Here is a 23,260-nt window from a genome sequence, read left to right as displayed (position 1 = left end):
GGTTGCTCAGCTAGGCGGCACGTAGGCGATCAGGTCCATGAGGAACTGGGCACCGGGGACTTGGAGAGGCCCACCGATCTCTAACGTCGTAGAAGCGGGCCGGTCACCAGGGAAGTAGCTGGCCCACTCTTCAATCGATTGCTGGAAATGGGTGAAGTCATCGTGGAAGCACTGGCGTCGGACGATGTTCTCGACGCTGGTTCCGGCCGCCTCGCAGATCGCCGAGACGTTGTCCATGATGTAGGCCATCTGGAGCTTGGGGGGCTGGCCGTACCACGGGAACTCGGGATGGCGCTGTACCGACTCGGGCAGGTTGCCGAGCTCGTCATAGGCAATGGCGGTACTGAAGAACAGGAAGTCGCCAGCCTTGACCGCTTGGGGCTCATGCCACGGCGGCTGGACCGCATCGGAAGTCTCGATGGTCTCGATTTCGATTGAAGCGTCGTCGGCGAGCACCTTGAGAGCGATCTCGACCCGGCTTCCCTTGCCGCCAAGACCCATGTACGGGATCACCACGCGAGCGGGAGGATTCTCGGGGAACCACTGCTTCCAGACCCGCTCCATGCCGGCGAAGTCGGCTGGGCTGGCCAGATACACCGTTGCCTTGACGGTGTTCTGTATGGAGCCACCGGCAGCCTGAACGATCTTGTCCAGCTTTTGGAGGACGTATTCGGTCTGGCTCTCGATCTCCGATCCATACCAGAAGTACGGGTTAACGCGAGCCTCGGGAGCGACGCCGCTGGGGGTCCCCATGTCGTTGCCCTGCATGTAGTCGCCCATCCAGTCAACGGGGATTTCGCCGGCACAGAAGATCCAATCGCCGCGCCGAATGGCGGGGGAGTACCCGGCCAACGGCGATGGGACGCCTTCAGGGACCTCGAAACCCTCGCTCCCGCCGCCGGGAATGGCGATCATGTCGACTTCCAGAATGGTCTTGTTGACCAGGAGCCCTGTCTCGCGGATTCCCATACCGGTTGACGCTGGCCGCGGCGGATGGACGAACTCGTCTCGGGTCCGCAGATACGGGGTGATGCTGATCTTTGGCCAGGAGTTCCCCTCCCAGAACTCATCGATGGTGGGATGGGGAGACGAGAACCACTGGTAGATGCGCACGATGTCGGTGCCAATGTCGCAGCCGGCCGCTTCCAGGGTGAGCTGGAGATTCTCCAACACGAATCGAGATTGGAGCTCGAGGGCGTCGTACCCGTTGGGGTTTCGGCCGTCGCCCCCGGCCTCTGGCGCGAGGCCCGTCACAAAATCCGACGCGAGCTGGCCGGCCACGAAAACCCAACCGCCCGCTTTGATTGCTGGACTGTAGGGCATAAGGGGTTTGGGCTCGCCCCCCCAAACGGCTACTCGATCGTTCTCAGCCATGATGTCCTCTCCTGTTCGTTTCTGCCTGTTCATTTGTAGTCGTTCGTCGTTCTGGCGCGAGGTCGCGGCGGCAAGCATCCTTAGCACTGCCAAAGAACTCACCCGGGGGCTGAAACCGCAGTTCCATGCCCCCGGGCAAGCCCATTACTCAATACCGTCGGCTGGTTAGCGTGGCGTGCAGCCGAGGGCTGTTACGTCAATGGAAGCTGCCGAACCAGACGTACCGATGGTGGGATCGCCAGCGGTCTCGTCGGGAATGGTGATTTCTCCGGTACGGACCTTGGCATCAATGTCCTCGAAGATCGCCCAGTCTTCATCGCTGAGCACACCGGCGTTGTCGTACAGCGGTGCGGCAATGATACCCGCCGTGTTGGTGACGTCGAACTGATGGTACGACCCCGGACCGATCTCACCGGCATAAGCCCGTTCGATCATGACCTGGCCAGCATCGGCCAGTCCGTGAACCGCCGAGGTGAGAACCACGTCAGGAGCGATGTCGAAGCTGTCGTAGTAGGACGGCACCACCCAAACCTGGGTGTCTGCTTCCTGGGCAGCATCGATGATCCCCAGCACCGCTTGGTCAGTGGCCGACAGGATCACATCGGCACCCCCCGCAATGAGGGACTGCGCGGCCGCCTTGGCCACCGCGGTGTCGACCCAGGTGTTGATGTACTCCTGTTCGAAGTTGATGTCGGGATTCACGCACCGGGCGCCAAGGTGGAAGGCCTCGGGCTGACGGGTCAGTGCCGGGAACTCAAAGCCATTGAGCGACCCGATGGTGCCGGTCTCGGTGGCCAGTGCGGCAATGACACCGGTCAAGAAATTGGCGTTGTGCTGGTCGACTTCGACCCAGCACATGTTGTCGGGAATTGGCGGTGCGTCAGGCGCAGGATGGTGTGGTGCCATGCATATCTGAGTGTCCGGGAAGTTGGAGGCAACTTGGATCGCAGGATCGACCATGGCGCCATGGGCGAACAGGAGGAAGTCGTAGCCCTGATCGGCGAACGCCGATCCTTGCTGGACATAGGCATCCGGCTCATTGAGCAGCTCGACGAATTCCAGCTCGAGGTTGGGGATATTGGCCGCCGCCGCTTGGGCGCCGTCCCACCACGCGTTCGACCAGCTGATGTCGTCGTTGGTGCCCGGGTAGAAGAACGCCACGCGGAACGGCTCCATCTCCTCTGGCTCCGGCTCTGGCGCGGGCGCCTCTGTCGCCGCTGGCTCCGGCTCTGGCGCGGGCGCCTCTGTTGCGGCTGGCTCCGGCTCTGGCGCGGGCGCCGCAGGCTCGTCATCGTCGTTTCCGCAAGCGGCTACGACCAGTGCGAGCGCAAAAAAGATGGCCAGGAATTTCGGTAGTCGATGACGTGACATATCCCCCCCTAGGATTTAGGCCCTTTTGGCCTTGCTATAAATGTAGAGGGCAATCAACGTAAGCGCCAGCGAGTCATGCTCGGCCGGCGGCTTCTCGCCTCCACGGAATTCCCACCGCCGCCGGATACCGACTGCCGCGCGACAACAAGACGGCTAGCACGGTGGCAACGTAGGGCAGGGCCAGCCAAACCTGGCTGGGGATGCCGTCGAGCAGGTCCACTCGGCCGGCGACGAACTGAAGGGCCTGGCTGAGGCCGAACAGGGCGGATACGGCCAATGCCCAGATCGGGTTCCAGCGGGCCACGACCACAACGCCGAGGGCAATGAAGCCTCGACCCTCGGTCATGCCGGGGACAAAACCGCCGGCCGACGACATGACCAGGGCGCCTCCACCGAGCCCGGCCAGGCTGTTGGCCAGGATCACTGCGGGGTAGCGCAGGCGCTGGACGTCGAGCCCTCCGGATTCGGTGGCGTGCGGTCGCTCACCGGCGGCCCGGGCGTACAAGCCCCACCAGGTGCGATTCATCAAATAGAAGACGAGGAGAACGATGGCCAGCGTTATCCAGAACATCGCGTCCTGTCCGTTGAGCACATCTCCGACCTTGGGGATATCCCCAATCAGCGGTATGTCAATTGGAGACAGCGTCGGTCCGATCTGGCCTCCAACGTACCGGTCGTCCAGCAATCCGGTGAGGCCGAACGCGAACACATTGAAGAGCAGGCCGGTGACGATCTGATCGGTCCCGCGATTGACATAGAGGAACGCCAAGACCACCCCGGCGCAGATTCCGGCGAACCAGCCGAAAGCCAGGGCCAACGTGACATTTTCGGCCCTGATCCCGACAAGGGCCGTGGCCAGCGCCCCGATCAGCATGGAGCCTTCGATACCCACGTTGAGCACGCCGCTTCGCTCCGAAACCGTTTCGCCCAGCGCCGCTAACAGGATCGGCACCATCAACTGCAAGCCGGTGGCGAAGAACGCTATTACGACGGCTTCGGTTGGCATCAGTCGCTCACGTTCTGGGCGTAGCGGAATCGAATGGCGCCGGTGACCATCAAAAGGATCACGAAGGTGGCAACCAGGATGTCGCCCAAAGAGGGCGAGATGTCTGCCGAGGCCTGGAGGCTGTTGCTCCCGACGCGCAGCATCGAGAACAAGAAAGCGGCCGGAATGATCAGCGGCGGCTTGAGGCGAGCCAGCAGCGCGACGGCAATGCCAATGAACCCGAAGTTGCTGGAGAAGTTGAGATCGAGGTCGTCGAAGATCCCCGCTACAGCCACTCCGCCGGCCAAGCCCGCGAAGCCGCCCGCCACCAAGAAGGTCAGCATCGTTACCTGTCTGGTCCGAACGCCGGCCAGCCGGGACGCGTTGGGATTGGCCCCGATTGCCCGGATGGAGAAACCGAGCGACGTCTTGGCCATCAGCAGCCAAGCCAATGCCGCCGCCGCGAGGGCAATGATCACGCTGATGTCCACGGTGCCGTCGTCCCAGATGGTGGGGAATTTGGCGTTCTCGGCAATCGAAACGGTCTTCTGGCTAAAGGGGTCGGGCCAAACCTCGGAGATGATGTAGTTGGCGATGAACACAGCGACAAAGCTCAACATCAGCGTCGTGACAATCTCACTGGCCCCGTAGAACGCCTTCAATGCGCCGGGGATGAGCCCCCAAATCGCTCCACCGAGGAACGACCCCACGATGACGATGGCGATGAACAGCACCTTCGGGGTGCCCGACGGCAACTCGATTCCCAGGGCCACCGCGGCGATGGCGCCGGCGAACATCTGCCCCTCGCCACCGATATTCCACAGCCTCGAGGTGAAAGGCAGGGCCGCGGCGAGTCCGGTAAGGGCAAGGATGGACGCGATCATCAGGGTTTGACCGAGGAAGAACGGCTCGATGAGCGATCCCTCGATGATCGCCTTGGCCGCCTCCCAGGGGTTGGCTCCGATGGCGAGAATCAACACCGCGACCAGTGCGAGCGTGATGGCCAGCGAGAGGAGCGTGTTTACAGAAGGAGGCAGCTCAGAGCTTGGCGGGAGCTTCCACCATGGTCGGGCGGGTTGCTCGATGTTCTCGACTTGACTCACCTACTCACCCCGCTGTCGGTAGGCGGGAGAATAGTCGCGGCATTCAGATATCGCTCAAAAAGGCTGAACCGCCCGAAACTCAGCGATTGGGGGTCGTGGTAGCGTTCAATGCCATCGAAGACATGCGGCGTGGACGAGTACAGGTTGTCCGAGCCTCTGAGCCCGGACCGGGATTGTCGGTGGTTGAGGCCGGTGGGTCGGCTCATGCGGTCGTGTGGCCCGGCTCAGGGGCAGAGCAACGCTCGATGCACCTCATAACCCTCGACCCCGGTGGGCGAACCGTCGATTTGAGCCATGAGTCGGAGTGTGTGTACCACGTCTCTAGGGGTTCCGGCACCATGGTGGACCTCGATGCCGAGGAGAGCTACGAAGCGATCACCGGGTCGATGTTCTTGATCGAGCCAGGAACCAGCTACCAATTCACCGCGGGCACGGAAGGGGCCGTGATCTTGGGCGGTCCTTGTCCACCCGATCCCGCGCTCTATGCCCACATAGGAGATTGAGCAATGGCCATCAAACAGTTCCATCGAGACCAGCCCGATCACTACATGCCGTTGATCTCCAACGACGCCCGCCTGGTGGTATGGCCGGGGGTGGGTTCGGAGATGGCGAACATGAACTACGTCGTGCTCGAGCCCGGCGAAGAAAACGTTCCTCATGCCCACTCCGAGTCGGAGGACACGATTTTCATCCTTGAGGGCCGCGGTTCGGTGGCCGACCTCGATAATGACATCGTCCACGAGTTCGAGGCCGGGGACGCGGTCCATGTACCTACCGGCGTGAAGCACGCAGTTCGAGCCGACCGTGACAGCCGGATCGTCAGCGTTGGCGGGCCATGCCCTCCAGACCGGTATCTGCTCAAACTGAGTGGCGCCCTATGACGCGCCCCGTCTCGATTGGGCTGGCCCAGATGGGGAGCCCACCGGGAGACGCAGGTGCCAATCGATCTGCAACGGCCGAAGCAGCGAAGCTGCTGTTTGACCAGGGAGCCCAATTGGTCGTGCTTCCCGAACTGGCCGTGCCCTGGTACACGGTCAACCCAGAAGAAGTGGATGACCATGCGGAACCTCTTTGGGGGCCCACGGTGGATGCCTGGGCGGCGGCGTCCGCTGATCACTCGGGTTTGATCGTTGGCGGCTTTTGCGAGCGCGACGGCGGTGAGTTCTTCAACACCGCTGTCGTCGTCGATCAAACCGGGGTCATCGGCCACTACCGCAAGCTGCATCTGTTCGCCGATGAGAAGATGTGCTTCACACCCGGTGATCGGGGTCTCCCCGTTGTCGATACCCAGGTGGGCCGCATTGGACTGTGCATTTGCTATGACCTGCGGTTTGTTGAGGTGGTCCGAGTATTGGCGCTCTCGGGGGCCGAGCTCATCTGTGTTCCATCCGCCTGGATCACCGGATTCGATGCCCAGCGGTGGGACGCCGGTGGATTCTGCCCCCAGGCCCACGGCGCGGTGTTGCAGGCCAATCTCAACCAAGTCTTCATTGCCTGCGCGAGCCAGGTAGGGGAACATTCGGGTTTTGAGTTCCTGGGTTCGTCGGTCGTGGTGGACAGCTTTGGGAAAGTTGTCGCTGGTCCGCTGGGGGGTGCCGAAGACGAACAGCATGTTGTTGACGTGGATTTTGACGATGTGCGGCGCTCTCAGATCCGAGGTTCGCTCATCCATCCCCGAGACGACCGGCGCACCGACGTTTACGGCGTGTCGTACGACGGCTCGATCCTGTGAAGCCCGCAGCTTTCCAGTACGAGCGGCCCCGTGATGTAGCTGAGGTCCTCGACCTCTTGGCCCAGCATGGCGACGAGGCCAAGATCCTGGCCGGCGGGCAGAGCCTGGTCCCGATGATGAACTTTCGCCTGGCCCGGCCGGCAGTGATCATCGATATAGGAGCGGTGCCCGGCCTTGGACAGGTGTCCAGGGACGAAGAGACGGTTGCCATCGGCACCCGGGTGCGCCATATCGAGTTGGAGCGTCCCCCGTTCGATGGCCCGCTGAGTTCGCTGCTGGCCGATGCAGCCCGACACGTCGGCCATATCCCCATCCGTCTGCGGGGCACCTTCGGCGGCTCTATTGTCCATGCCGATCCCGCGGCGGAGTGGTGCCTGGTTGCTCAAGCGCTGGATGCCGAGATGACAATGGCGTCGGTCCGAGGGGAGCGCGTCATCACCGCGGCCCACATGTTCCAGTCGGCATTCGTCACCTCAATTGCCGACGATGAACTGCTCACCGAAGTGCGCCTGCCGTGGTTGGGCGGCGATTGGAAGACTGGGTTCTCGGAGTTCAGCCGCCGAGCGGGCGACTTCGCGGTGGTGGCGGTGGCCAGCGCCGTCAGGCTCGCCGATGGACATGTCGCCGAAGCGCGGATCGGGGCAGTGGGAGTCGGTGCCGTCCCTGTTCGTCTTGCCCAAGCCGAGGCAGCGCTGGTGGGCCAGCCGCTAGGCCCGGATGCCATCAACGCGGCGTCGGACGTCGCCGGCGAGGAAGTCGATCCCCGAGGCGACATCCACGGATCGGCCGACTATCGCCGCGACCTCGTGCGGGCCCTGACTCGGCGAGCGCTCTCATGACCATGACCGATCTCTGGGTCGGACGTTCCATTCGTCGGGTGGAGGACCCGGCGTTGGTGCGCGGTGAGGGCCTCTACGTCGGCGATGCGGCGTTGGGGATGGAGACGGCCCGCTTTGTGCGCAGCACGATCCCATCCGGGGTGATTCGATCCATCGAAGGCCCCTGCTACACCATCGCAGACCTCGACGCGGCCGGCGTCGGCGAGATTGAAGCCGTGCTTCACCGGCCTGATTTCGTGAATGTTCGCCAACCTCTGCTGGCCCGCGACCGGGTGCGCTTCGTGGGAGAGCCCCTCGCCGTCGTGGTCGGACGATCACCTGAAGAGGCTGAAGACCTGGCCGAGCAAGTCGTCGTCGAGTTGGACCCCGACGACGAACCACTGGTCCACCCCGACGATTCCGACACCAATAAGGTCATCGAGGCCCAGCTCGCCACCGAAGACTTTGAACAAGCCCTCGACCAAGCCGATCATCTCATCGAGGTGGTGCTCACCTCCCATCGACAGGCCGCCCTGCCCCTGGAAACGCGCGGTGCCGCCATCGAATTCAACCGGCGGACCGGACGTCTCACCATCCAAGCCTCAACGCAGGCACCGCATATTGTGCGAACCGCCGTTGCCGACCTTCTGCGAATCCCCGAGGCCGACGTCCAGGTGGTGGCACCCGACGTCGGTGGAGGATTTGGCCAGAAGCTGCCGCTGGCCCGAGAAGACATCGTGGTGGCATGGCTGGCGTTGCAACGACGGGGGAGCGTCGCCTGGATCGAAGACCGGTCGGAGAACCTCACTTCGTCGTGGCACAGCCGTGACCAGGTGTATCGGGTCAAAGGCGGGTTCACCGCCGACGGCGAGCTGCTGGCGATTGATGCCGAGATCAGCTGCGACGTGGGGGCATGGTCCTGCTATCCGGTGACCTGGGGGGTGGAGCCTCTGATGGCGATGGGGGAGATGTCTGGCCCCTACAAAGTGGCCCATTATCGGGCTCGAACCAGCGGTGAGAGCAGCTTTCGCTGCCCGATGGCGCCCTACCGCGGCGTCTCCCGCCCGGTGATCACTGCTTCGCTCGAACGGTTGATGGACACTGCGGCCCGTCGCTTGCAGATCGATCCCGTGGAGATTCGCCGCCGGAACCTGGTGACCGTGTTTCCCCACACATCTGCGACCGGTGTGGCGCACGATGCCGGCACCTATGTGGAATCGCTGGACGTGGCGGTGGAGCACTTCGATTTGGACGAGTTTCGCAGCCGTCAAACAGAGGCCCGCAGCAGTGGCGGGCCGCTGCTCGGGGTTGGGATTTCCACATTCGCGGAGCGGACCGGATACGGCACGCCGGTGTTCGCCACTCGGGCCATGGGGGTCACCCTCGGGTATGAGACGGTCACCATGACCATGGACCCATCGGGATACGTCGAAGCAGCCATCGGGGCATCACCGCACGGACAGGGCCTGGAAACCACCCTGGCACAGGTGATCGCCGATCAGCTGGCCATCGACTTGTCCCAGATTCGGATTGTCCATGGCGACACCGACCGCACGCCCTATGGCTGGGGGACCTTCGCCAGCCGCTCGATGGTGATTGCTGGCGGTGCTGTCCACATCGCCGCGGGACGCATGCGCGGTCGCCTAGCGCAGGTGGCTGGTGCGGTGCTCGAAGCCAATGCCGACGACATAGTGTTCGCCGCCGGTCGGGCGACTGTCGCCGGGACGGATGTCGGGGTTCCCGTCGCGGACCTGGCGCGGATCGCCCACCATCACACTGAACGCCTCGAGCCTGGGACGCCAGCTGGACTGGCGGTGGAGGCCTCCTACGATCCTGGTGGCACCTTTTCGAACGCCTGCCACATCGCCGAGGTGGAGGTCGACCCGGAAACCGGTGCGACCACTGTGACCCGGTTTGTGGTCGTCGAAGACGCCGGCCGGTTGATCAACCCAATGATCGTGGATGGCCAGATCCGCGGAGGCGTCACCCAGGGAATCGCCAACGCGTTGTTCGAGGAGATCGTGTACGACGAAGACGAGAACATCTTGACGGCCACCCTCATGGACTATTTGCCGCCGACCGCGGCCGAGATTCCCGATATCGAGATTCGCCATCTTGAGACCATCACCGATGCGACCATTACGGGGGCCAAGGGACTCGGGGAGGGAGGGACCATCGGAGCGCCGGCCGCGGTACTCAACGCCATCTCCGATGCCCTGGCCCACTTGGACCTGGCCATCGACGAGATGCCAGCCACACCCGAGCGGGTTCGAGCCCTCATCCGCACGCAAGAGGATGGCCTATGAGTTTGGAGCGAAAGCCGCTCACGCTGGCTGTCAACGGCGAAGAGCACCACGTGCAGGTGGAACCACGGCGGACCCTCGCCGACACGCTTCGAGAGAACTGCGGCCTGACGGGCACCCACCTGGGCTGTGAACAGGGAGTTTGTGGTGCCTGCACCGTCTTGTTGGACGGCGAGCCTGTCCGCTCGTGCCTCATGTTCGCGGTGCAAGCCGAAGACTGTGAGATCTCCACCGTCGAGGGCCTTGCCGGGGACGATTCAGAGCTTCATCCTCTTCAGGAGGCCTTTTCTGCTCATCACGCCCTTCAGTGCGGATTCTGCACGCCGGGATTTTTGATGTTGGCCCAAGGCATTCTCGACCGACAGCCCGACATCGACGACGATCAGCTGCGCGAGGCCCTGTCTTCCAACCTCTGCCGCTGCACCGGATACCAGACGATCATCGAGGCCGTGCGCAGCGTTCGCGACCAATCGTGATTGGAGAGTCGGTACGCCGACTGGAAGACGGCCCGCTGTTGCGGGGACGTGCCCGGTTTGTCGCCGACGTCTCGTTCCCCGACGAAGTCCATCTGAGGGTGGTCCGCTCAGAAATCGCGTACGGGGAGATCGTCGAGGTCGATGTCTCCGAGGCGCTACAGGCCGACGGCGTAGTCGGCGTGTGGACTGGTGAAGACCTGGCTTCCGTCCCGCCCATCGATTTCCGCCAGATCGGATACGACGAGCTCTTGCCCTACCGACAACCCGTGTTGGCCCGAGGATCGGTTCGCTACGTGGGCGAACCAGTAGCCGTAGTTGTCGCCGAGGATGCCTATATGGCTGAAGACATCGCCGAGCTTGTCATCGTGGACATTGAACCCCGCGAATTCGAGCCGGTCGAGGCCATGGTGCTGCACAGCGAATACGGTTCGGTGGACCAGGCGTTCTCGGAGGCCGACCATGTGCTGGAGCTTGAACTAACCGTCGGCCGCCATTCGGGCATTCCCATGGAGACGCGGGGGCTGATCGCTCGGCCAGATCCAGACTCCGGCAACCTCGAGTTGCACGGTGCCTCAAAAGTTCCGCACTACACGTGTGCCGCCATCAGCATCATGCTCAATCTGGACCCCCGCTCGGTGGTTGGCCGCGAGTGCGCGGTAGGAGGAGGATTCGGTATACGCGGCGAGCTGTATCCGGAAGACGTGCTGGTGGCCTGGGCTGCCCTGCGCTTAAATCGCCCGGTCAAGTGGATCGAAGATCGGCGCGAGCACCTCATCGCGGCCAATCACAGCCGCGACCAGCGCCATCGAATCAGAGCTGCCGTAAGCGGCGACGGGACGATCACAGCGGTCGACGACGAGTTCTGGTACGACCAGGGAGCCTACGTTCGAACCCACGGGGCGACCGTGCCATCGCTAACCGCCGCGATGCTGCCCGGGCCGTACGTCTTTCCTGCCTACCGATCCCGGGGTCACATCTGTCTTAGCGACAAGACCCCGGCGGGAACCTACCGAGCTCCAGGACGATTCGAAGCCACCTTCATTTGCGAGCGGGTGGTTGAGGCCGCGGCTCGCTCGACCGGGCTTGATCCGGTCAGTGTTAGGCGTCGAAACCTGATCGCTCCTGACGCAATGCCATTCGACCGGCGACTTGCGGTGCTGGGAACCTCTGTTGTTTTGGACTCGGGCGACTATCCCCGGATCCTTGAGCGCCTCGTGGAACACATCGACTACGAGCGCCTCGAACGCGAGCTGACTCAGCGGAGATTGGCCGGCGAACTCGTCGGCCTCGGCCTGGGCATGTTCGTCGAGAAGTCGGGACTGGGGCCCTACGACGATGTGCAGATCTCAGTGCACGGCGATGGCACCGTAGAAGTGGTTACGGGCGCGGCGTCGGTGGGACAGGGAATCGAGACCGTGATAGCCCAGATCTGCGCCAACGACCTTGACATGGATTACCGAGACATCGAGGTAGTTCACGGCCAAACCGACCGCATCGCGCGCGGTATGGGCGCGTTTGCCAGCAGGGTGACGGTCATGACTGGATCGGCCACCCACCTCGCCGCCGACGCCATCAAAGAAGTCGCCCTCGATCTCGCGGCCGACATGCTCGAAGCGAATGCGGAAGACTTGGAATACCGCGGGGGAGCGATCGGCGTTCGAGGACAGCCCGATAGGGCATTGACCCTGGCTGAGATCGCTGCTGCCAGCGGTGAACCACTGCGAGCGGAGGCGTCGTTCACCACCGATCACATGACCTATCCGTATGGGGCCCATGCGGTGGTGGTCAACGTTGATCCCCATACCGGGGAGGTCGAAATCGAGCGTTACGTGGTGGCCTACGACGTGGGGCGAGCCATCAACCCGATGCTGATCGAGGGACAGATCCAGGGTGGAGCGGCTCAAGGTATTGGAGGCGCCCTTCTTGAAGAGTTCCTCTACGACAGCGCGGGCCAACCACTGGTGACGTCGTTCATGGACTACTTGATGCCTACGGCATCGGAGACGCCGGCGGTGGAGATGCTGCTGTCCGAGGACGCTCCCAGCCCTTTGAACCCGCTCGGAGTCAAGGGGGCAGGGGAGGGCGGGACCAATGCCTGCGGGGCTGCGCTGGCCACAGCAATCGAACAAGCCATCGGCAGGCCGGGCGCCGTCACCGAACTGCCCGTCACCCCCTCGATGATCAAGGCGCTGATGAAGTCCGCTCTCTAGGTCCGGCGCCAGCGGCCCTTTGACCCCCGGGCCCTGCTTTTCGGCAGGACCGATTATCGATTGTCTAGGGTGAGCCCAGGGAACCAAGGGGGGGAACCGCGATGGCGTCCTATTGCCGGCCTCGCACGGTGAGTGAGGTGCTCGCCGTGCTGGCTAGCGCTGAAGGTCACGGTCGAATCCTCGTCGGGGGTACAGACCTCCTCGTCCACCTGCGTAAGGACCCATTCGCCCCGACGGTCGTCGTTGACATCAAGTCCGTCAATGACTTTCCGCCCGCGGTCGAGATGGGCGCTGATGCGGTGCGATTCGGTCCGACTGCTCGGATGTCCGAAATCTCAAACGACCCATTCATCGCAGGCCACCTGCCTGCGTTGGGCGCATCGGCTCGTGTTGTGGGATCGATCGCCATCCGGAACCGAGCGACGCTCATAGGCAACATCTGCAACGCTTCTCCGGCGGCCGACACCGCTCCTGCGCTTCTCGTCTACGGCTCGACCGTGACCTTGACCGGGCCCGGCGGGGAACGGACGATGCCGTTGGCCGACTTCTTCGTCGGGCCCGGCCAGACCCAGTGCGGGCCGGACGAGATTGTGATCCGCATCGACGTGCCAATTCCTGATCGTGGACATCGATCGGCGTTCCAACGCCTAACCCGGCGTAGAGGGGTCGACCTGGCGACGGTCAGCGTGGCGGCCGGTGTCGACGCGGACGGCAGGATTGTTCTCGGTCTGGGATGCGTTGGGCCTACGCCGCTCTTGACCGATGCGAGCCCGCCCATCGATCTCGCTGATCCAGGCGCAATTGAGGGGGCCGTTGAAGAGCTGGTGTCCATCGCAACACCGATCTCCGACGTTCGGGCCGCCCGCGACTATCGCGAGGCAATGGTCCGTGTCCTCGCCGTACGGGCCGTTCAGTCTGCCGTGGCCTCTCCCGAGGGGGTGTCTTCATGACGGATGCCTCTGTGCACCCGACAAGTGAGGTGGCCGTTGCGCTGGAGCTGAACGGCGAACGTGTTCATGCCACGGTCCCGGCGCATCGGACGCTGCTCGACATGCTTCGAGATGACCTCGGCCTTTGCGGCACGAAACGCTGTTGCGCCGAGGGTGAGTGCGGTGCCTGCTCCGTGCTCCTGGACGGCGAACTCGTCAACTCCTGTCTCGTGCTCGGCGCCGAGGCCGACGGCGGAGTCCTCCTCACGATCGAGGGGCTGTCCAGCAACGGCGTCACCGACCTTCAGGCGGCGTTTCTGGCCGCCGGGGCTGTTCAATGCGGGGTGTGCATTCCCGGTCAGATCATGGCGGCCGAGCAACTCCTGCGAACAAATCCCGACGCCTCCCGAGATGAGATCCGAGACGTCATGTCGGGCAACCTGTGCCGATGTGCCAGCTACCAGCGGATCGTTGAGGCGATCCAATCAGCGGCGGCCGGAAGGCAAAGCGATGCCTGACGAGAAGCAACGCCTTTCCTCCAATGGCCCCATTGCTGGCACCGACCGGGTAGTCGGCCAGCGGGTTCACCGATACGGGGGGGTAGACCGGGTAACCGGCGCTCAGCGTTACCTGAGCGACATCACGTTCACCGATGCCGCACACGTGGCGTTCGCCACCGTTCCCGTCGGATGCGCCGCGATCGACGCGATCGATACCTCGCCGGCCGCGGCGATGCCCGGCGTCATCGCGGTCGTACACGCCGATGACCTGCCCCAGCCCGTGGCGCGGTTCGGGATCTCTCATAGGGACCGACCAGTGATCGCAACCGAGACGGTCAACTACCACGGCGAGCCTGTCGTGGCGGTGGTCGCCGAGACCGAGGATGAGGCCCGGGCTGCGGCCAACGCCGTCGTCATCCACTACACCGAGCTGACCGGTGTGTACGGGCTCGACGCGGCCCTCGCCGACGACGCTCGTTTGGTCCAGGACCCTTCGGTACGGCCCGGCGATGACCTGAACTCGACCAATGTTCTCGAGCAGGTTGAGTACGCATGGGGTGGCGTCGACTCGGAGGGCGCTCGTTCGCACACAATCATCGAGGACACCTACAACTTCCCGATAGTCACCCACTTTCCGATCGAACCCGGCGGAATCGTCGCCGCACCGACCGATGACGGCGGTATTGAGGTTTACTCGCCGGTCCAGCACCCCTACCTCCTCCAGCGGACGATCGCCGAGGTGTGGTCGCTTCCGCTGTCGCGAGTCCGGGTCATCGCCCCCGACCCCGGCGGAGGGTTCGGCGGAAAGCAAACCCCTCGATACGAGCCCCTGGTTGCTTTCCTTGCCCTCAAAACGGGACGTACCTGCCGCCTTGTTCTCTCGCTGGAAGAGGCGTTTCAGATGATGCGGCGGTCGGGTTGTCGGATCCACGCGCGCACAGGATTCACAGAGGCGGGCGATCTGACCTTCCACGAGATGCGGGTTGACTTCGTGGTCGGGGCCTACGCCGACGTCGCTCCTCGGGTCATGACCAAGGGCAGCTATGTGGGTGCCGGGCCCTATCGGATTCCTCGCGTTTCGATCAACGCACGCGCCGTTTTGACCAACACCGTCCCCAGCTGCGCTTTCCGAGGGTTCGGCGCCCCCCAGGTCGGGTGGGCGACCGAGTCCCAGCTCGATGCCGGAGCCCGAGCGTTGGGGCTTGACTCGCTTGAGATTCGCCGGCGCAACCTTGTCAAGCACGACGAAGCCTTTATCCGCGGCGACTACGAGGCCCGGGCGGACGGCCGCTGGCACGAGAGTCTCGAGAAGGCGGCCGAGCTGATCGGTTGGCACGAGCCGATCCCCTCGGGTCGTGGACGAGGCATTTCCGTCGGAATCAAGCCGGGAGCTACCACGGGTCTGTCCCAAAGCCTGGTCCGCCTGCTCTACGACGGCAGCGCGATGGCGTATGCGGGCACGTCGGATATGGGGCAGGGAGCTAGGACCCTCTGGAAGCAGATTCTGGCTGACGAGTTGGGCGTCGATCTCGATCTGATCACCATCATCAGCGGCGACACGAACGCCGTGCCCTTCGACCTTCAGACATCGGCGAGTCGTTCGACCGTGTTCATGGGCAACGCAGTACTGGCGGCGTGTGAAGACATCCGCGACCGAGTTCTCGAGCTCTACGCCGAAGCCACCGGGACCGCACAGTCGGAGCTGGCCCACTTGCCCGGCCAACTTGTGACGCCGTCAGGGGCGATTTTGCTGGTCGAGGCGGCTCAGACCGCGCTGGGAGGGCTGCGAGGCGAGTTCGTCGGCCAGGGAACCAGCCGGCTATGGGGTACGAAGGGCCACCCGCTCGGTGGCGACGCGGCGTTCTACGAATTCAACGCCACGGCCATAGAAGTCGAGGTGGATCGCGCCACCGGCGAGATCCTGTTGACCAAGCACGTGACGGTCGGCGATGTGGGGACAGAGATCAATCCACTACAGGTCGTCTCCCAGGATGAAGGCGCCGCGATCATGGGACTGGGGCACAGCCTCATGGAGCAGATGCTGTTCGACGATCACGGCCAGATCCTCAACTTGGGCGCCATAGATTACCGGATCCCGACTTTCAACGACGTCGCGCTCCACATGGAAACTGCATCTGTCGAGAACCACGACGGCCCTGGTCCCTACGGGTGCAAGGGACTCAGCGAGGGGGCGCTGCTTTGCACGGCGGGCGCCGTGGGCGGGGCGGTTGCCGACGCCATCGGAACACCGGTTCGCGACCTGCCGATCACCGCGGAACGGGTCTGGCGCACCATCCGCGACGCCAACTGCGACTCGCCGGATTAGCCGTGCCACACCCCACGACAAGAACGAACTGACAACAACAAAGGAGACAAGCCAATGCCGAACACCACCGTGTGCCTCGCAGGTACCCTCGACACGAAAGGTGCCGAGTACGAGTTTGTGCGCGACCGTCTCATCGAAGCTGGCGTCGACGTATTGGTGATCGACTGCGGGGTTCTCGGAACTCCGCACTTCGCCCCCGACATCTCCGCTGACGAGGTCGCCAGCGCGGCTGGGATTGACCTCGCTGATTTCCGTGCTGGCGTCGAGGGCGCCGGAGGACGCGTTGCCGCAGTTGAGAGCATGGGCGAGGGCCTCGCCGTCGTACTCGGCGATCTCGTGTCGAGCGGACGCATTCACGGGGTGATGGGCTTAGGCGGGTCCGGTGGCACCTACATCCTCACCGATGCGTTCCGAACGCTGCCACTCGGCTTTCCAAAGCTCATGGTCTCGACCATGGCATCGGGTGACGTCCGTCCCTATGTCGGGCATTCCGATATGCACATGGCCAACGCGGTGACCGACATTGCCGGTATCAACAACGTCTCCAAGCTGGTCCTGTCCAATGCCGCAGGATCGATCGCGGGGATGGCTCAGGGATACGAGACCACCAGGGCATTGGCCACCGAAGGTGAGCCGCTGATCGCCATCTCGATGTTCGGGGTCACCACCCCGGGCGTGATGCGGATACGCGAACAACTCGAGTCCGAGGGATTCCAGGTCGTTACCTTCCATGCCGTCGGAGAGGGCGCCGGCATGGAGCACCTCATTGACGAAGGCGTCATCGACGGACTCATCGACTTCACGCTGGCCGAATTGCTCAACACTTGGAATGACGGCATTTTCCGTCTCGACATCGAGCGGATGTCGGCCGCCACCCGCAACAGCATTCCGCTCGTGGTGGTACCCGGCGCAATCGAGTGTTTCAACTTCAACGCGCCCGAGACCATTCCCGAGAAGTACAACACCCCGGAGCGCAACATCATTCTTCACAACCCCAACATCACATCGCTGCTCGCGACCCCCGACGAGATGACTCGGCTAGGCGAATATCTGGCCGACCACGTGAACCGGAGCATTGGGCCCAAAGCAGTTGCCCTGCCCCTCCAAGGGCTTGACAACTACTTCAAGGAGGGCAGTCAATGGCACGGGGTGGACATCACGCCGCTGTTCGACGCCATCCGCTCAAACCTCGATCCGTCCACTGAGCTCGTCGAGATGGACAACCTCATCAACGACGAACCCTTTGCCGACGCAGTTTTCGATTTGTTCATGGAGCGCTGGAAGCAGGCGCGATTGCAATGAGCCCAGTCCCAGTGAGCACCGGCCATAGCGGGATGGGGCGACCGAGATGACCTCTGAGGGCGGGCGCGCGGTACAAGCGATTCTCCTTCGCCACGGCCAAGTCGCCCACCATCGCAGCGATGTGGGTCTCACCGATCTCGGGGTTGCCCAGTCCGAGGCCGCCGGTCGCTGGTTCGCAGAACAGGGAATCGCTATCGAGGGCCTGCTCAGCGGCGAGACGGCACGGACCCTCGATACGGCAACCGCGTTCGCCGCCGGTTATCGCGGTGTGGCCGGCTCTCCCGAACTGCCTGAACCCGTGGTGAGCTTCGCCCTCAGAAACCCCGACCTTTACCTCGGTGGGCACCGGGTTAACATCGCGGAGGGTGCCGAAGCGATCGCGGGGCAGGTTCCCGGCATCAGCGCCGAGGACGTGATGAACTCTCCGTTCTTCGGCAAACTAATCAGCGCCGAGGAGCGGGTCGGTTATTGGCTGGAGCATCCGAACCCGCCTGGAGAAGATGCCCACGCGGTCGCTCGGCGGATCGAGTCGTTCGTCCGGAGCCTCGGCGATAGCGCGGGTCGAGCGGGAGCAACCATTGTGGCCATCACCCACTCTCCAGTGCTCAGGGCCGTCCGGCTTGGATTCGAGAACGTGTACACCCGGGAACCTCCCTTCCTCCACGGCTTCTCGCTCATCGCCGGCCGAACCGGCGACATCACGTTCTCATTGTTCGAAACAGACACTGGTGACATCCCGGCGACGTCAAGGCCGGGGCCCGGACTGGAGGAATCCTGATGCGGTCCTTTCAGGTCCGCTTAGCCGCGCCAACCGGCCAGCGCGAAGGCTGGTCCAACTTCGGGCGGGCACCGGTATGGGCTATCAGCGTCGTCATCGCCGTCGTCGTGGTGCTCGCGGCTCTATTCGATTTCTGGGCGACAACCTTCGTGGTCGGCGCGACCGAGAACGCTCCGCTGGTGCTCGCCGCTTTCGGCTTCGCCCTGCTGTACCGCCTCACCGGCCTCCTGAATGTCGCCTACGCCGAGACCATTACCCTTGGCGCGTACTTCGCAGTCTGGATGAACAACTCGTGGGGGCTGGGCTTCTACGTGGTTCTTCTACCCGCCGGCCTGCTTGCCGGCGTGCTCAGCGTGGTCACGTACCTCGCAATATTCCGCTATGCCAAGGAACGGCGGGTGGGCACCCTCGAGATGATCGTCATCTCTTTCGGGTTGTCAATCTTCCTGCAACACGCGTTGCAGTTCGTATTCGGCTACCGCAGACGCGCCTTTGACATCCCGCCTCCCAACACGATTGAAGTGTTCGGGGTAGGGGTGTCCTCGTTCCGGTTGCTGGCGCTGGCCAGCGTCGCCGCCCTGACGACCATCGTGTACCAGTTCATCCAGCGCACGAGCTATGGGCTCCAGATCCGTGCGCTGGCCAGCAACGAGGGCTTGGCGCAGGCAAGCGGAGTTCGGCCTCTCCGCGTGACCATCTTGATCTGGTTCGTCGCCGGGGTGTGCGGTGGTCTGGCCGGCGTGTTCTACGGGGCGGGCGCCTCGGTGGAGTCCTCCCTCGGCATCGAGGAATTCCTCTTGATCCTGCTGGTGGTGCTGGTGGGTGGAATCTGGGGCCTGCTCGGCGTCGTGGTGGTCGGCATGGCCACTGGAGTCGCGCTGACCGGGATCACGCTGGAATACGGCAACAGCCTGTACGCGGAGCTCGTCCTCGTTGTCGCCTTTCTCGGCGTGCTCAAGTTCCGTGGTCGTCGGCTCACCGACGCATCGAAGGTTTGACGATGAACCTCGACTGGCTCGACGCGTTCCTCATCTTCGGTGCTTTCAAGGTCGTTGAGATCATGGGCCTTGGCCTCTTGGTGCATCTCCAGCTCGGCTTGACCCGGGTGGCGAACTTTGGGGTCGTGGGCTTTTGGGGCGTGGGGCTGTATGCGTTCGGCGTTGCCCATCTGAAGGTTGATTGGCCATTTGGGGACCTATACCAGTTCCTCGTTTGTGCGGCGATCGCGACGATTGTGGCCGCGGCAGCTGGCTTGGTCGTCGGGTGGTTGATCTCAGATCTCGACGACGACGGGACACTCGTCGGAACCCTCGGATTTGCCACGATCGTGGTGATCCTGGCGACCACGCAACAGGGGTTGACGGGAGGGGCACTGGGCCTTGGGGGCCTTGGCTTTCCGTACGATTTCGGTCGGGTGAAGACCCATGAGTTCACGTGGCTGCTCATTACAACAGCAGTGGTGGCCCTGATCTTTGCCTACGCCTGGAGGGTTTACCGCACGCCCCACGGCCGTCTGTTGATTGCCGTTGGCTCCAACGAAGCGCTGGCGCGCAGTCTTGGAAAATCCGCCACCGCGGCCAGGCTCCGCATGATGACGGTCACGTCGGGTGCCATGGGACTACTCGGAGCAATGCACGGGGTCATGGTGCGGTCGCTGGAAATCAACAGCCTTGATGTCAGCGTGACTCTGGCTGCGCTGGCGGCGTTGATATTGGGCGGCACGGCCCGCGTGTTCGGGGCTGTCGTCGGCGTCTTGTTGACTGTCGCCCTCTTCGACATCGTGATCCAGTTCTATATCCCGATTCCAGACGGGTGGAACACCCAGGCTCTCCCCGTGGCCCGCGAGGCCGTGTTCGGAGCCGCCATCGTTCTCATGTTGATATTCCGGCCACAAGGACTGCTCGGCCAGATGCGGCGTCCTGCTCTCATGCGGAGGCTCCATGGTGACTGGTGAGGACCTTCGGCCGCAGATTCTTGTTCGCGACGTCACCAAGTCGTTTTCGGGTCGCGTTGTCGTCGACGTTGACGAGCTCGTACTCGGCGACGTCCCGGTGGAAGGACTGCTTGGTCCCAACGGTGCCGGCAAGACAACGCTGATGCGCCTCATCATGCACTCCATCCCCCTGGACGGGGGGACGGTCACCCTCAGCCGACCTGGTCAGCGCGATGTGGTGCTGTCCGCCACTCGCACCAGCCAGATGGCCGGGCTTGGCGTTGTGAAGTCGACCCAGGTGATCACCGACTTCGAACACCTCACCATCCTCGACTCCGCGCTGCTAGCGGTGACCGAGGCGCGCTATGAGCGTCCCTTTGCCGCGGCGGCGGATCGAACGGTGCGCAAGCGACACGAAGACGAGATCCGACACTGGCTCGACTACTTCGGCTTCGATGATCCGCTAGCCGTCGCCCTCTCGGGCGGAGACAAGAAGCTGCTCGACATCGTGCGCTGCCTTCTGCTCGAGCCCGCCGTTCTTCTGTTGGACGAGCCGACTGCCGGTCTTTCGGAAGACCACACTGAGCGGGTAAAGGCCGCGGTTCGAGAGCTGGCCAGCAGAGGTACGTCGGTGGTGATCGTCGAGCACGACCTCGATGTGATTTGGGACTTGTGCGATGAGGTGATCTTCATGGCGGAGGGGAAAGTTCTTCTCAAGGACAACCCAGCTACCATTCGGGCCAACCCAACGGTGGTCGAAAGCTACTTGGGGGCCGGAAGTGCGTGAACAAGCGGTGGTCAATGGCGGCGGCGCATCCGTGACCCCGGCTGTGTCCGTAAACGGGCTCTCCAGCGGATACGGCAGTGTGGCGGTACTCCACGAAGTCGAGTTCACCGTCGGCCACGAGATTTTCGCGGTCTTGGGTGCGAACGGCGCTGGAAAGACGACCCTGCTCACAACGCTGGCCGGACTCCTACCAGCATTTTCCGGCTCCATCGCCTATCACGGAACCGATGTGACAAACCTTGCGGCATCGGAGTCAGCGCGCCTCGGAGTTGGGTACGTGCCCCAGGAAGCCTCGGTGTTCCCGGATCTGTCCGTACTCGAGAACCTCACCGTCGGCGGGATGATTGGGACCAGACCTCACGAAGAACGCATCGAAGAAGTATTCGAGACGTTTCCCGACTTGCGCAACAAGCTTCATCTCCGGGCCGGGAACCTCAGCGGTGGAGAGTCGAGGATGGTGGCTTGCGGTCGCGCCCTGATGCAGGACCCAACCGTGCTGCTGCTCGACGAGCCCACCGCTGGCCTGTCTCCGCTCTACCTCGAGCTCTTCTTCGAGAAGGTGGCCGAGATACACCGCACCCGCGGGGTGTCCATCGTGCTGACAGAGCAGAACGCAACCCAAGCCCTCGGCATCGCCGACCGGGTGATGGTCCTCAGCCTCGGCGTCGGCTCGGAACCGATGTCTGCCGACGCTGTCACCACCGACCTACTAAGAGAGGGATACCAGATCTAGCTCCCAGGGGGGCCAGAGCTTGGGCCACTACCAAGGCCCGAGCAGACAAGAAAAGGAGACCAACCATGAAGAACAACAAGAGGTGGATGCAAGTCATTGCCCTGATCTTCGGGTTTGTACTGATTGCCAGCGCTTGTGGAAACGATGACGACGCTCCGAGCTCCGTCGAGCCGTCGGCGCCCGATTCCTCCGCTGACGCTGGCGACACCGCCGACGCTGGCGACACCGCCGACGCTGGCGACACCGCCGACGCTGGCGACACCGCCGACGAGGCTGCGGCGCCGTCCGATGAACCAGTGATCGTGTGCGAGCTTGCCTATTACACCGGTGAGTTCGGCGAGTATGGCCCGGCCTTGACCGCCGATGTGCGGTTCCCGATCGAGGAGGTGATCAACGAGGACCCGCCCCTCGGCAGAGAATGGCGACTTGTGTCGGAGGATCTCGGTACGGTCGGTGAGCCGCAGGCGGCTCGGGCGTGCTTGGATCTCCACGACGCGGACGTCATCGTCAGCATCGCCCACGGGTACCGGACGTACCGGCCTTTCATGATTGAGCATTGGGCCGAGAACGACAGCCCGATCGTGCCCTCCGTCCACGGCGGGGCCATTCCGGGCAACCTCGGTGGAACCGCGGCGGAACCGATTTTCCGAGCCCAGGGCTTGGACGAGGCCCTTGGCACCACCGGCATCCTGTATGCGGAATCGATCGGTGCCAGTTCGGTTGTCATCTTCGCGACCCAGGTTGAGGGCTTCCAGCTTGCTGCCAATGCGGCTCAGGCCGCGGCCGAAAGCGTCGGAATCGATGTGCTCGACCGGATAGATGCGCCGGCCGAAGAGCCTTCGTATCGGGCACAGGTAGAACGCATCGCCGACCTCAATCCCGACGTGGTCATCCTCCAGGTAGGCCCAGTCGAGGCCGGCACCATCATCAAGCAGGCTGCTGAAGCGGGCTTGTCGCTCGAGTGGATCGGCGAGACCGGCATGGTGTTGCAAGAGTTCGTCGAGACCATGGGAGTCGATGTCATAGACACCCAGCAGGGCATCGGCTTTGCTGCGTTTACGTTTGACGATACGACGCCGGCCTGGGATTACTTCTCGGCCGCTTGGGACGGTGCTCCCGGCTATGGCGACGAGTTCGGCCCGGCAACGGACCTGTACCACTTCTCGACCTACGACGTCTTGGTCCACACGGCCTTGGCGGTTGAAGCTGCGGGCTCCTTGAAGGCGTCGGAATGGGCCCCGGCGATGCGGGCGGTCGGCTCTGCTCCGGGCACCGTGTGCTACACGTACCTCGAGTGCCTGGAATTGATCCGAGCTGGCGAAGACGTTGACTACGAAGGTGTGACCGGTTCCGGCGACTACACCGCGGGCGGCGTGAACAACGTGACATCGGCGTACACGCCGTTCAACTCCGACGGAACCACGGGAACCGCCGTGATCCTTGACCCAGTTCGCTCGCTGGAGATCATCGACGCCATCGCGACGCAAGCGGTGTGCGACGACGACAACAACTGCGAGTGGTAATGGCTCTGCGGTAGCAGACCACCGAACGTCGGAACGGGCGGCATGGCGGACCCCTCCGCGCCCTTGCCGCCCGTTCC

At 63.4% G+C, this 23,260-nt stretch carries 21 protein-coding genes; 17 read left to right on the top strand and 4 right to left on the bottom strand.

Going from position 1 to position 23,260, the window contains the following annotated elements; translation table 11 throughout:
* Nucleotides 1–6 precede the first annotated feature (6 nt).
* The 4 genes from ACOGJC_RS00780 to ACOGJC_RS00765 all read right to left on the bottom strand — a co-directional run bounded on the left by ACOGJC_RS00780 (nucleotide 7) and on the right by ACOGJC_RS00765 (nucleotide 4,833).
* A complete protein-coding gene (locus ACOGJC_RS00780) occupies nucleotides 7–1,374 on the bottom strand; it encodes a RidA family protein (protein WP_419846606.1) in 1,368 nt (455 codons plus the stop codon).
* 165 nt (nucleotides 1,375–1,539) lie between these two features.
* Nucleotides 1,540–2,550 carry a BMP family lipoprotein gene (locus ACOGJC_RS00775; RefSeq protein ID WP_419846605.1) on the bottom strand — a complete coding sequence of 337 codons (1,011 nt, stop codon included), beginning with the start codon at nucleotides 2,548–2,550 and terminating at the stop codon, nucleotides 1,540–1,542.
* A gap of 268 nt (nucleotides 2,551–2,818) precedes the next feature.
* Nucleotides 2,819–3,751, bottom strand: coding sequence for an ABC transporter permease (locus tag ACOGJC_RS00770; RefSeq protein ID WP_419846604.1), 933 nt, complete (start codon nucleotides 3,749–3,751; stop codon nucleotides 2,819–2,821).
* Entirely contained in the window at nucleotides 3,751–4,833 is a 1,083-nt protein-coding gene (locus ACOGJC_RS00765) for an ABC transporter permease (protein ID WP_419846603.1), read from the bottom strand. The genes ACOGJC_RS00770 and ACOGJC_RS00765 overlap by 1 nt, the downstream gene beginning before the upstream one ends.
* 86 nt (nucleotides 4,834–4,919) lie before the next feature.
* Between ACOGJC_RS00765 and ACOGJC_RS00760 the strand changes: the two genes are divergently transcribed.
* The 17 genes from ACOGJC_RS00760 (at nucleotide 4,920) to ACOGJC_RS00680 (ending at nucleotide 23,183) form a co-directional block, all read left to right on the top strand.
* The gene (locus ACOGJC_RS00760) at nucleotides 4,920–5,336 is read left to right on the top strand and encodes a hypothetical protein (RefSeq protein ID WP_419846602.1); all 417 of its coding nucleotides are present in this window, start codon (nucleotides 4,920–4,922) and stop codon (nucleotides 5,334–5,336) included.
* 3 nt (nucleotides 5,337–5,339) lie between these two features.
* The gene (locus tag ACOGJC_RS00755) at nucleotides 5,340–5,714 is read left to right on the top strand and encodes a cupin domain-containing protein (RefSeq protein ID WP_419846601.1); all 375 of its coding nucleotides are present in this window, start codon (nucleotides 5,340–5,342) and stop codon (nucleotides 5,712–5,714) included.
* A complete protein-coding gene (locus ACOGJC_RS00750) occupies nucleotides 5,711–6,565 on the top strand; it encodes a nitrilase-related carbon-nitrogen hydrolase (protein WP_419846600.1) in 855 nt (284 codons plus the stop codon). The genes ACOGJC_RS00755 and ACOGJC_RS00750 overlap by 4 nt, the downstream gene beginning before the upstream one ends.
* Nucleotides 6,562–7,404: an FAD binding domain-containing protein gene (locus ACOGJC_RS00745; protein ID WP_419846599.1), complete on the top strand. Its 843-nt coding sequence runs from the start codon at nucleotides 6,562–6,564 to the stop codon at nucleotides 7,402–7,404. Before ACOGJC_RS00750 ends, ACOGJC_RS00745 begins: the two co-directional genes overlap by 4 nt.
* Complete coding sequence (locus ACOGJC_RS00740) at nucleotides 7,401–9,689, top strand: xanthine dehydrogenase family protein molybdopterin-binding subunit (protein WP_419846598.1); 2,289 nt, start codon at nucleotides 7,401–7,403, stop codon at nucleotides 9,687–9,689. Before ACOGJC_RS00745 ends, ACOGJC_RS00740 begins: the two co-directional genes overlap by 4 nt.
* Nucleotides 9,686–10,162: a (2Fe-2S)-binding protein gene (locus tag ACOGJC_RS00735; RefSeq protein WP_419846597.1), complete on the top strand. Its 477-nt coding sequence runs from the start codon at nucleotides 9,686–9,688 to the stop codon at nucleotides 10,160–10,162. The genes ACOGJC_RS00740 and ACOGJC_RS00735 overlap by 4 nt, the downstream gene beginning before the upstream one ends.
* Entirely contained in the window at nucleotides 10,159–12,372 is a 2,214-nt protein-coding gene (locus ACOGJC_RS00730) for a xanthine dehydrogenase family protein molybdopterin-binding subunit (protein WP_419846596.1), read from the top strand. Before ACOGJC_RS00735 ends, ACOGJC_RS00730 begins: the two co-directional genes overlap by 4 nt.
* A gap of 101 nt (nucleotides 12,373–12,473) precedes the next feature.
* Complete coding sequence (locus ACOGJC_RS00725) at nucleotides 12,474–13,322, top strand: FAD binding domain-containing protein (RefSeq protein WP_419846595.1); 849 nt, start codon at nucleotides 12,474–12,476, stop codon at nucleotides 13,320–13,322.
* Nucleotides 13,319–13,819, top strand: a complete 501-nt coding sequence (locus tag ACOGJC_RS00720) for a (2Fe-2S)-binding protein (protein ID WP_419846594.1) — start codon at nucleotides 13,319–13,321, stop codon at nucleotides 13,817–13,819. Before ACOGJC_RS00725 ends, ACOGJC_RS00720 begins: the two co-directional genes overlap by 4 nt.
* Nucleotides 13,812–16,127, top strand: a complete 2,316-nt coding sequence (locus ACOGJC_RS00715; RefSeq protein WP_419846593.1) for a xanthine dehydrogenase family protein molybdopterin-binding subunit — start codon at nucleotides 13,812–13,814, stop codon at nucleotides 16,125–16,127. Before ACOGJC_RS00720 ends, ACOGJC_RS00715 begins: the two co-directional genes overlap by 8 nt.
* Before the next feature lie 54 nt (nucleotides 16,128–16,181).
* Complete coding sequence (locus tag ACOGJC_RS00710; RefSeq protein WP_419846592.1) at nucleotides 16,182–17,429, top strand: Tm-1-like ATP-binding domain-containing protein; 1,248 nt, start codon at nucleotides 16,182–16,184, stop codon at nucleotides 17,427–17,429.
* 46 nt (nucleotides 17,430–17,475) lie between these two features.
* Nucleotides 17,476–18,207 carry a phosphoglycerate mutase family protein gene (locus ACOGJC_RS00705; protein WP_419846591.1) on the top strand — a complete coding sequence of 244 codons (732 nt, stop codon included), beginning with the start codon at nucleotides 17,476–17,478 and terminating at the stop codon, nucleotides 18,205–18,207.
* Nucleotides 18,207–19,205, top strand: coding sequence for a branched-chain amino acid ABC transporter permease (locus ACOGJC_RS00700; protein WP_419846590.1), 999 nt, complete (start codon nucleotides 18,207–18,209; stop codon nucleotides 19,203–19,205). Before ACOGJC_RS00705 ends, ACOGJC_RS00700 begins: the two co-directional genes overlap by 1 nt.
* Nucleotides 19,206–19,207: 2 nt before the next feature.
* The gene (locus tag ACOGJC_RS00695) at nucleotides 19,208–20,161 is read left to right on the top strand and encodes a branched-chain amino acid ABC transporter permease (protein WP_419846589.1); all 954 of its coding nucleotides are present in this window, start codon (nucleotides 19,208–19,210) and stop codon (nucleotides 20,159–20,161) included.
* Nucleotides 20,148–20,927 carry an ATP-binding cassette domain-containing protein gene (locus ACOGJC_RS00690; protein WP_419846588.1) on the top strand — a complete coding sequence of 260 codons (780 nt, stop codon included), beginning with the start codon at nucleotides 20,148–20,150 and terminating at the stop codon, nucleotides 20,925–20,927. The genes ACOGJC_RS00695 and ACOGJC_RS00690 overlap by 14 nt, the downstream gene beginning before the upstream one ends.
* Nucleotides 20,920–21,660: an ABC transporter ATP-binding protein gene (locus ACOGJC_RS00685; protein ID WP_419846587.1), complete on the top strand. Its 741-nt coding sequence runs from the start codon at nucleotides 20,920–20,922 to the stop codon at nucleotides 21,658–21,660. The genes ACOGJC_RS00690 and ACOGJC_RS00685 overlap by 8 nt, the downstream gene beginning before the upstream one ends.
* 65 nt (nucleotides 21,661–21,725) lie before the next feature.
* Nucleotides 21,726–23,183 (top strand): ABC transporter substrate-binding protein, encoded by a 1,458-nt coding sequence (locus ACOGJC_RS00680; RefSeq protein WP_419846586.1) that lies wholly within the window; start codon nucleotides 21,726–21,728, stop codon nucleotides 23,181–23,183.
* Nucleotides 23,184–23,260 lie beyond the last annotated feature (77 nt).

The organism is Candidatus Poriferisocius sp. (assembly GCF_965204015.1).
Lineage (GTDB): Bacteria > Actinomycetota > Acidimicrobiia > Acidimicrobiales > Bin134 > Poriferisocius.
This window is presented reverse-complemented; position numbering and strand designations above follow the sequence as displayed.

Coding starts and splice junctions, on each gene's coding strand:
- ACOGJC_RS00780 (WP_419846606.1), bottom strand. CDS start 1,374: ATGGCTGAGAACGATCGAGTAGCCGTTTGGGGGGGCGAGCCCAAACCC.
- ACOGJC_RS00775 (WP_419846605.1), bottom strand. CDS start 2,550: ATGGAGCCGTTCCGCGTGGCGTTCTTCTACCCGGGCACCAACGACGAC.
- ACOGJC_RS00770 (WP_419846604.1), bottom strand. CDS start 3,751: ATGCCAACCGAAGCCGTCGTAATAGCGTTCTTCGCCACCGGCTTGCAG.
- ACOGJC_RS00755 (WP_419846601.1), top strand. CDS start 5,340: ATGGCCATCAAACAGTTCCATCGAGACCAGCCCGATCACTACATGCCG.
- ACOGJC_RS00750 (WP_419846600.1), top strand. CDS start 5,711: ATGACGCGCCCCGTCTCGATTGGGCTGGCCCAGATGGGGAGCCCACCG.
- ACOGJC_RS00740 (WP_419846598.1), top strand. CDS start 7,401: ATGACCATGACCGATCTCTGGGTCGGACGTTCCATTCGTCGGGTGGAG.
- ACOGJC_RS00735 (WP_419846597.1), top strand. CDS start 9,686: ATGAGTTTGGAGCGAAAGCCGCTCACGCTGGCTGTCAACGGCGAAGAG.
- ACOGJC_RS00725 (WP_419846595.1), top strand. CDS start 12,474: ATGGCGTCCTATTGCCGGCCTCGCACGGTGAGTGAGGTGCTCGCCGTG.
- ACOGJC_RS00720 (WP_419846594.1), top strand. CDS start 13,319: ATGACGGATGCCTCTGTGCACCCGACAAGTGAGGTGGCCGTTGCGCTG.
- ACOGJC_RS00715 (WP_419846593.1), top strand. CDS start 13,812: ATGCCTGACGAGAAGCAACGCCTTTCCTCCAATGGCCCCATTGCTGGC.
- ACOGJC_RS00710 (WP_419846592.1), top strand. CDS start 16,182: ATGCCGAACACCACCGTGTGCCTCGCAGGTACCCTCGACACGAAAGGT.
- ACOGJC_RS00705 (WP_419846591.1), top strand. CDS start 17,476: ATGACCTCTGAGGGCGGGCGCGCGGTACAAGCGATTCTCCTTCGCCAC.
- ACOGJC_RS00700 (WP_419846590.1), top strand. CDS start 18,207: ATGCGGTCCTTTCAGGTCCGCTTAGCCGCGCCAACCGGCCAGCGCGAA.
- ACOGJC_RS00695 (WP_419846589.1), top strand. CDS start 19,208: ATGAACCTCGACTGGCTCGACGCGTTCCTCATCTTCGGTGCTTTCAAG.
- ACOGJC_RS00690 (WP_419846588.1), top strand. CDS start 20,148: ATGGTGACTGGTGAGGACCTTCGGCCGCAGATTCTTGTTCGCGACGTC.
- ACOGJC_RS00680 (WP_419846586.1), top strand. CDS start 21,726: ATGAAGAACAACAAGAGGTGGATGCAAGTCATTGCCCTGATCTTCGGG.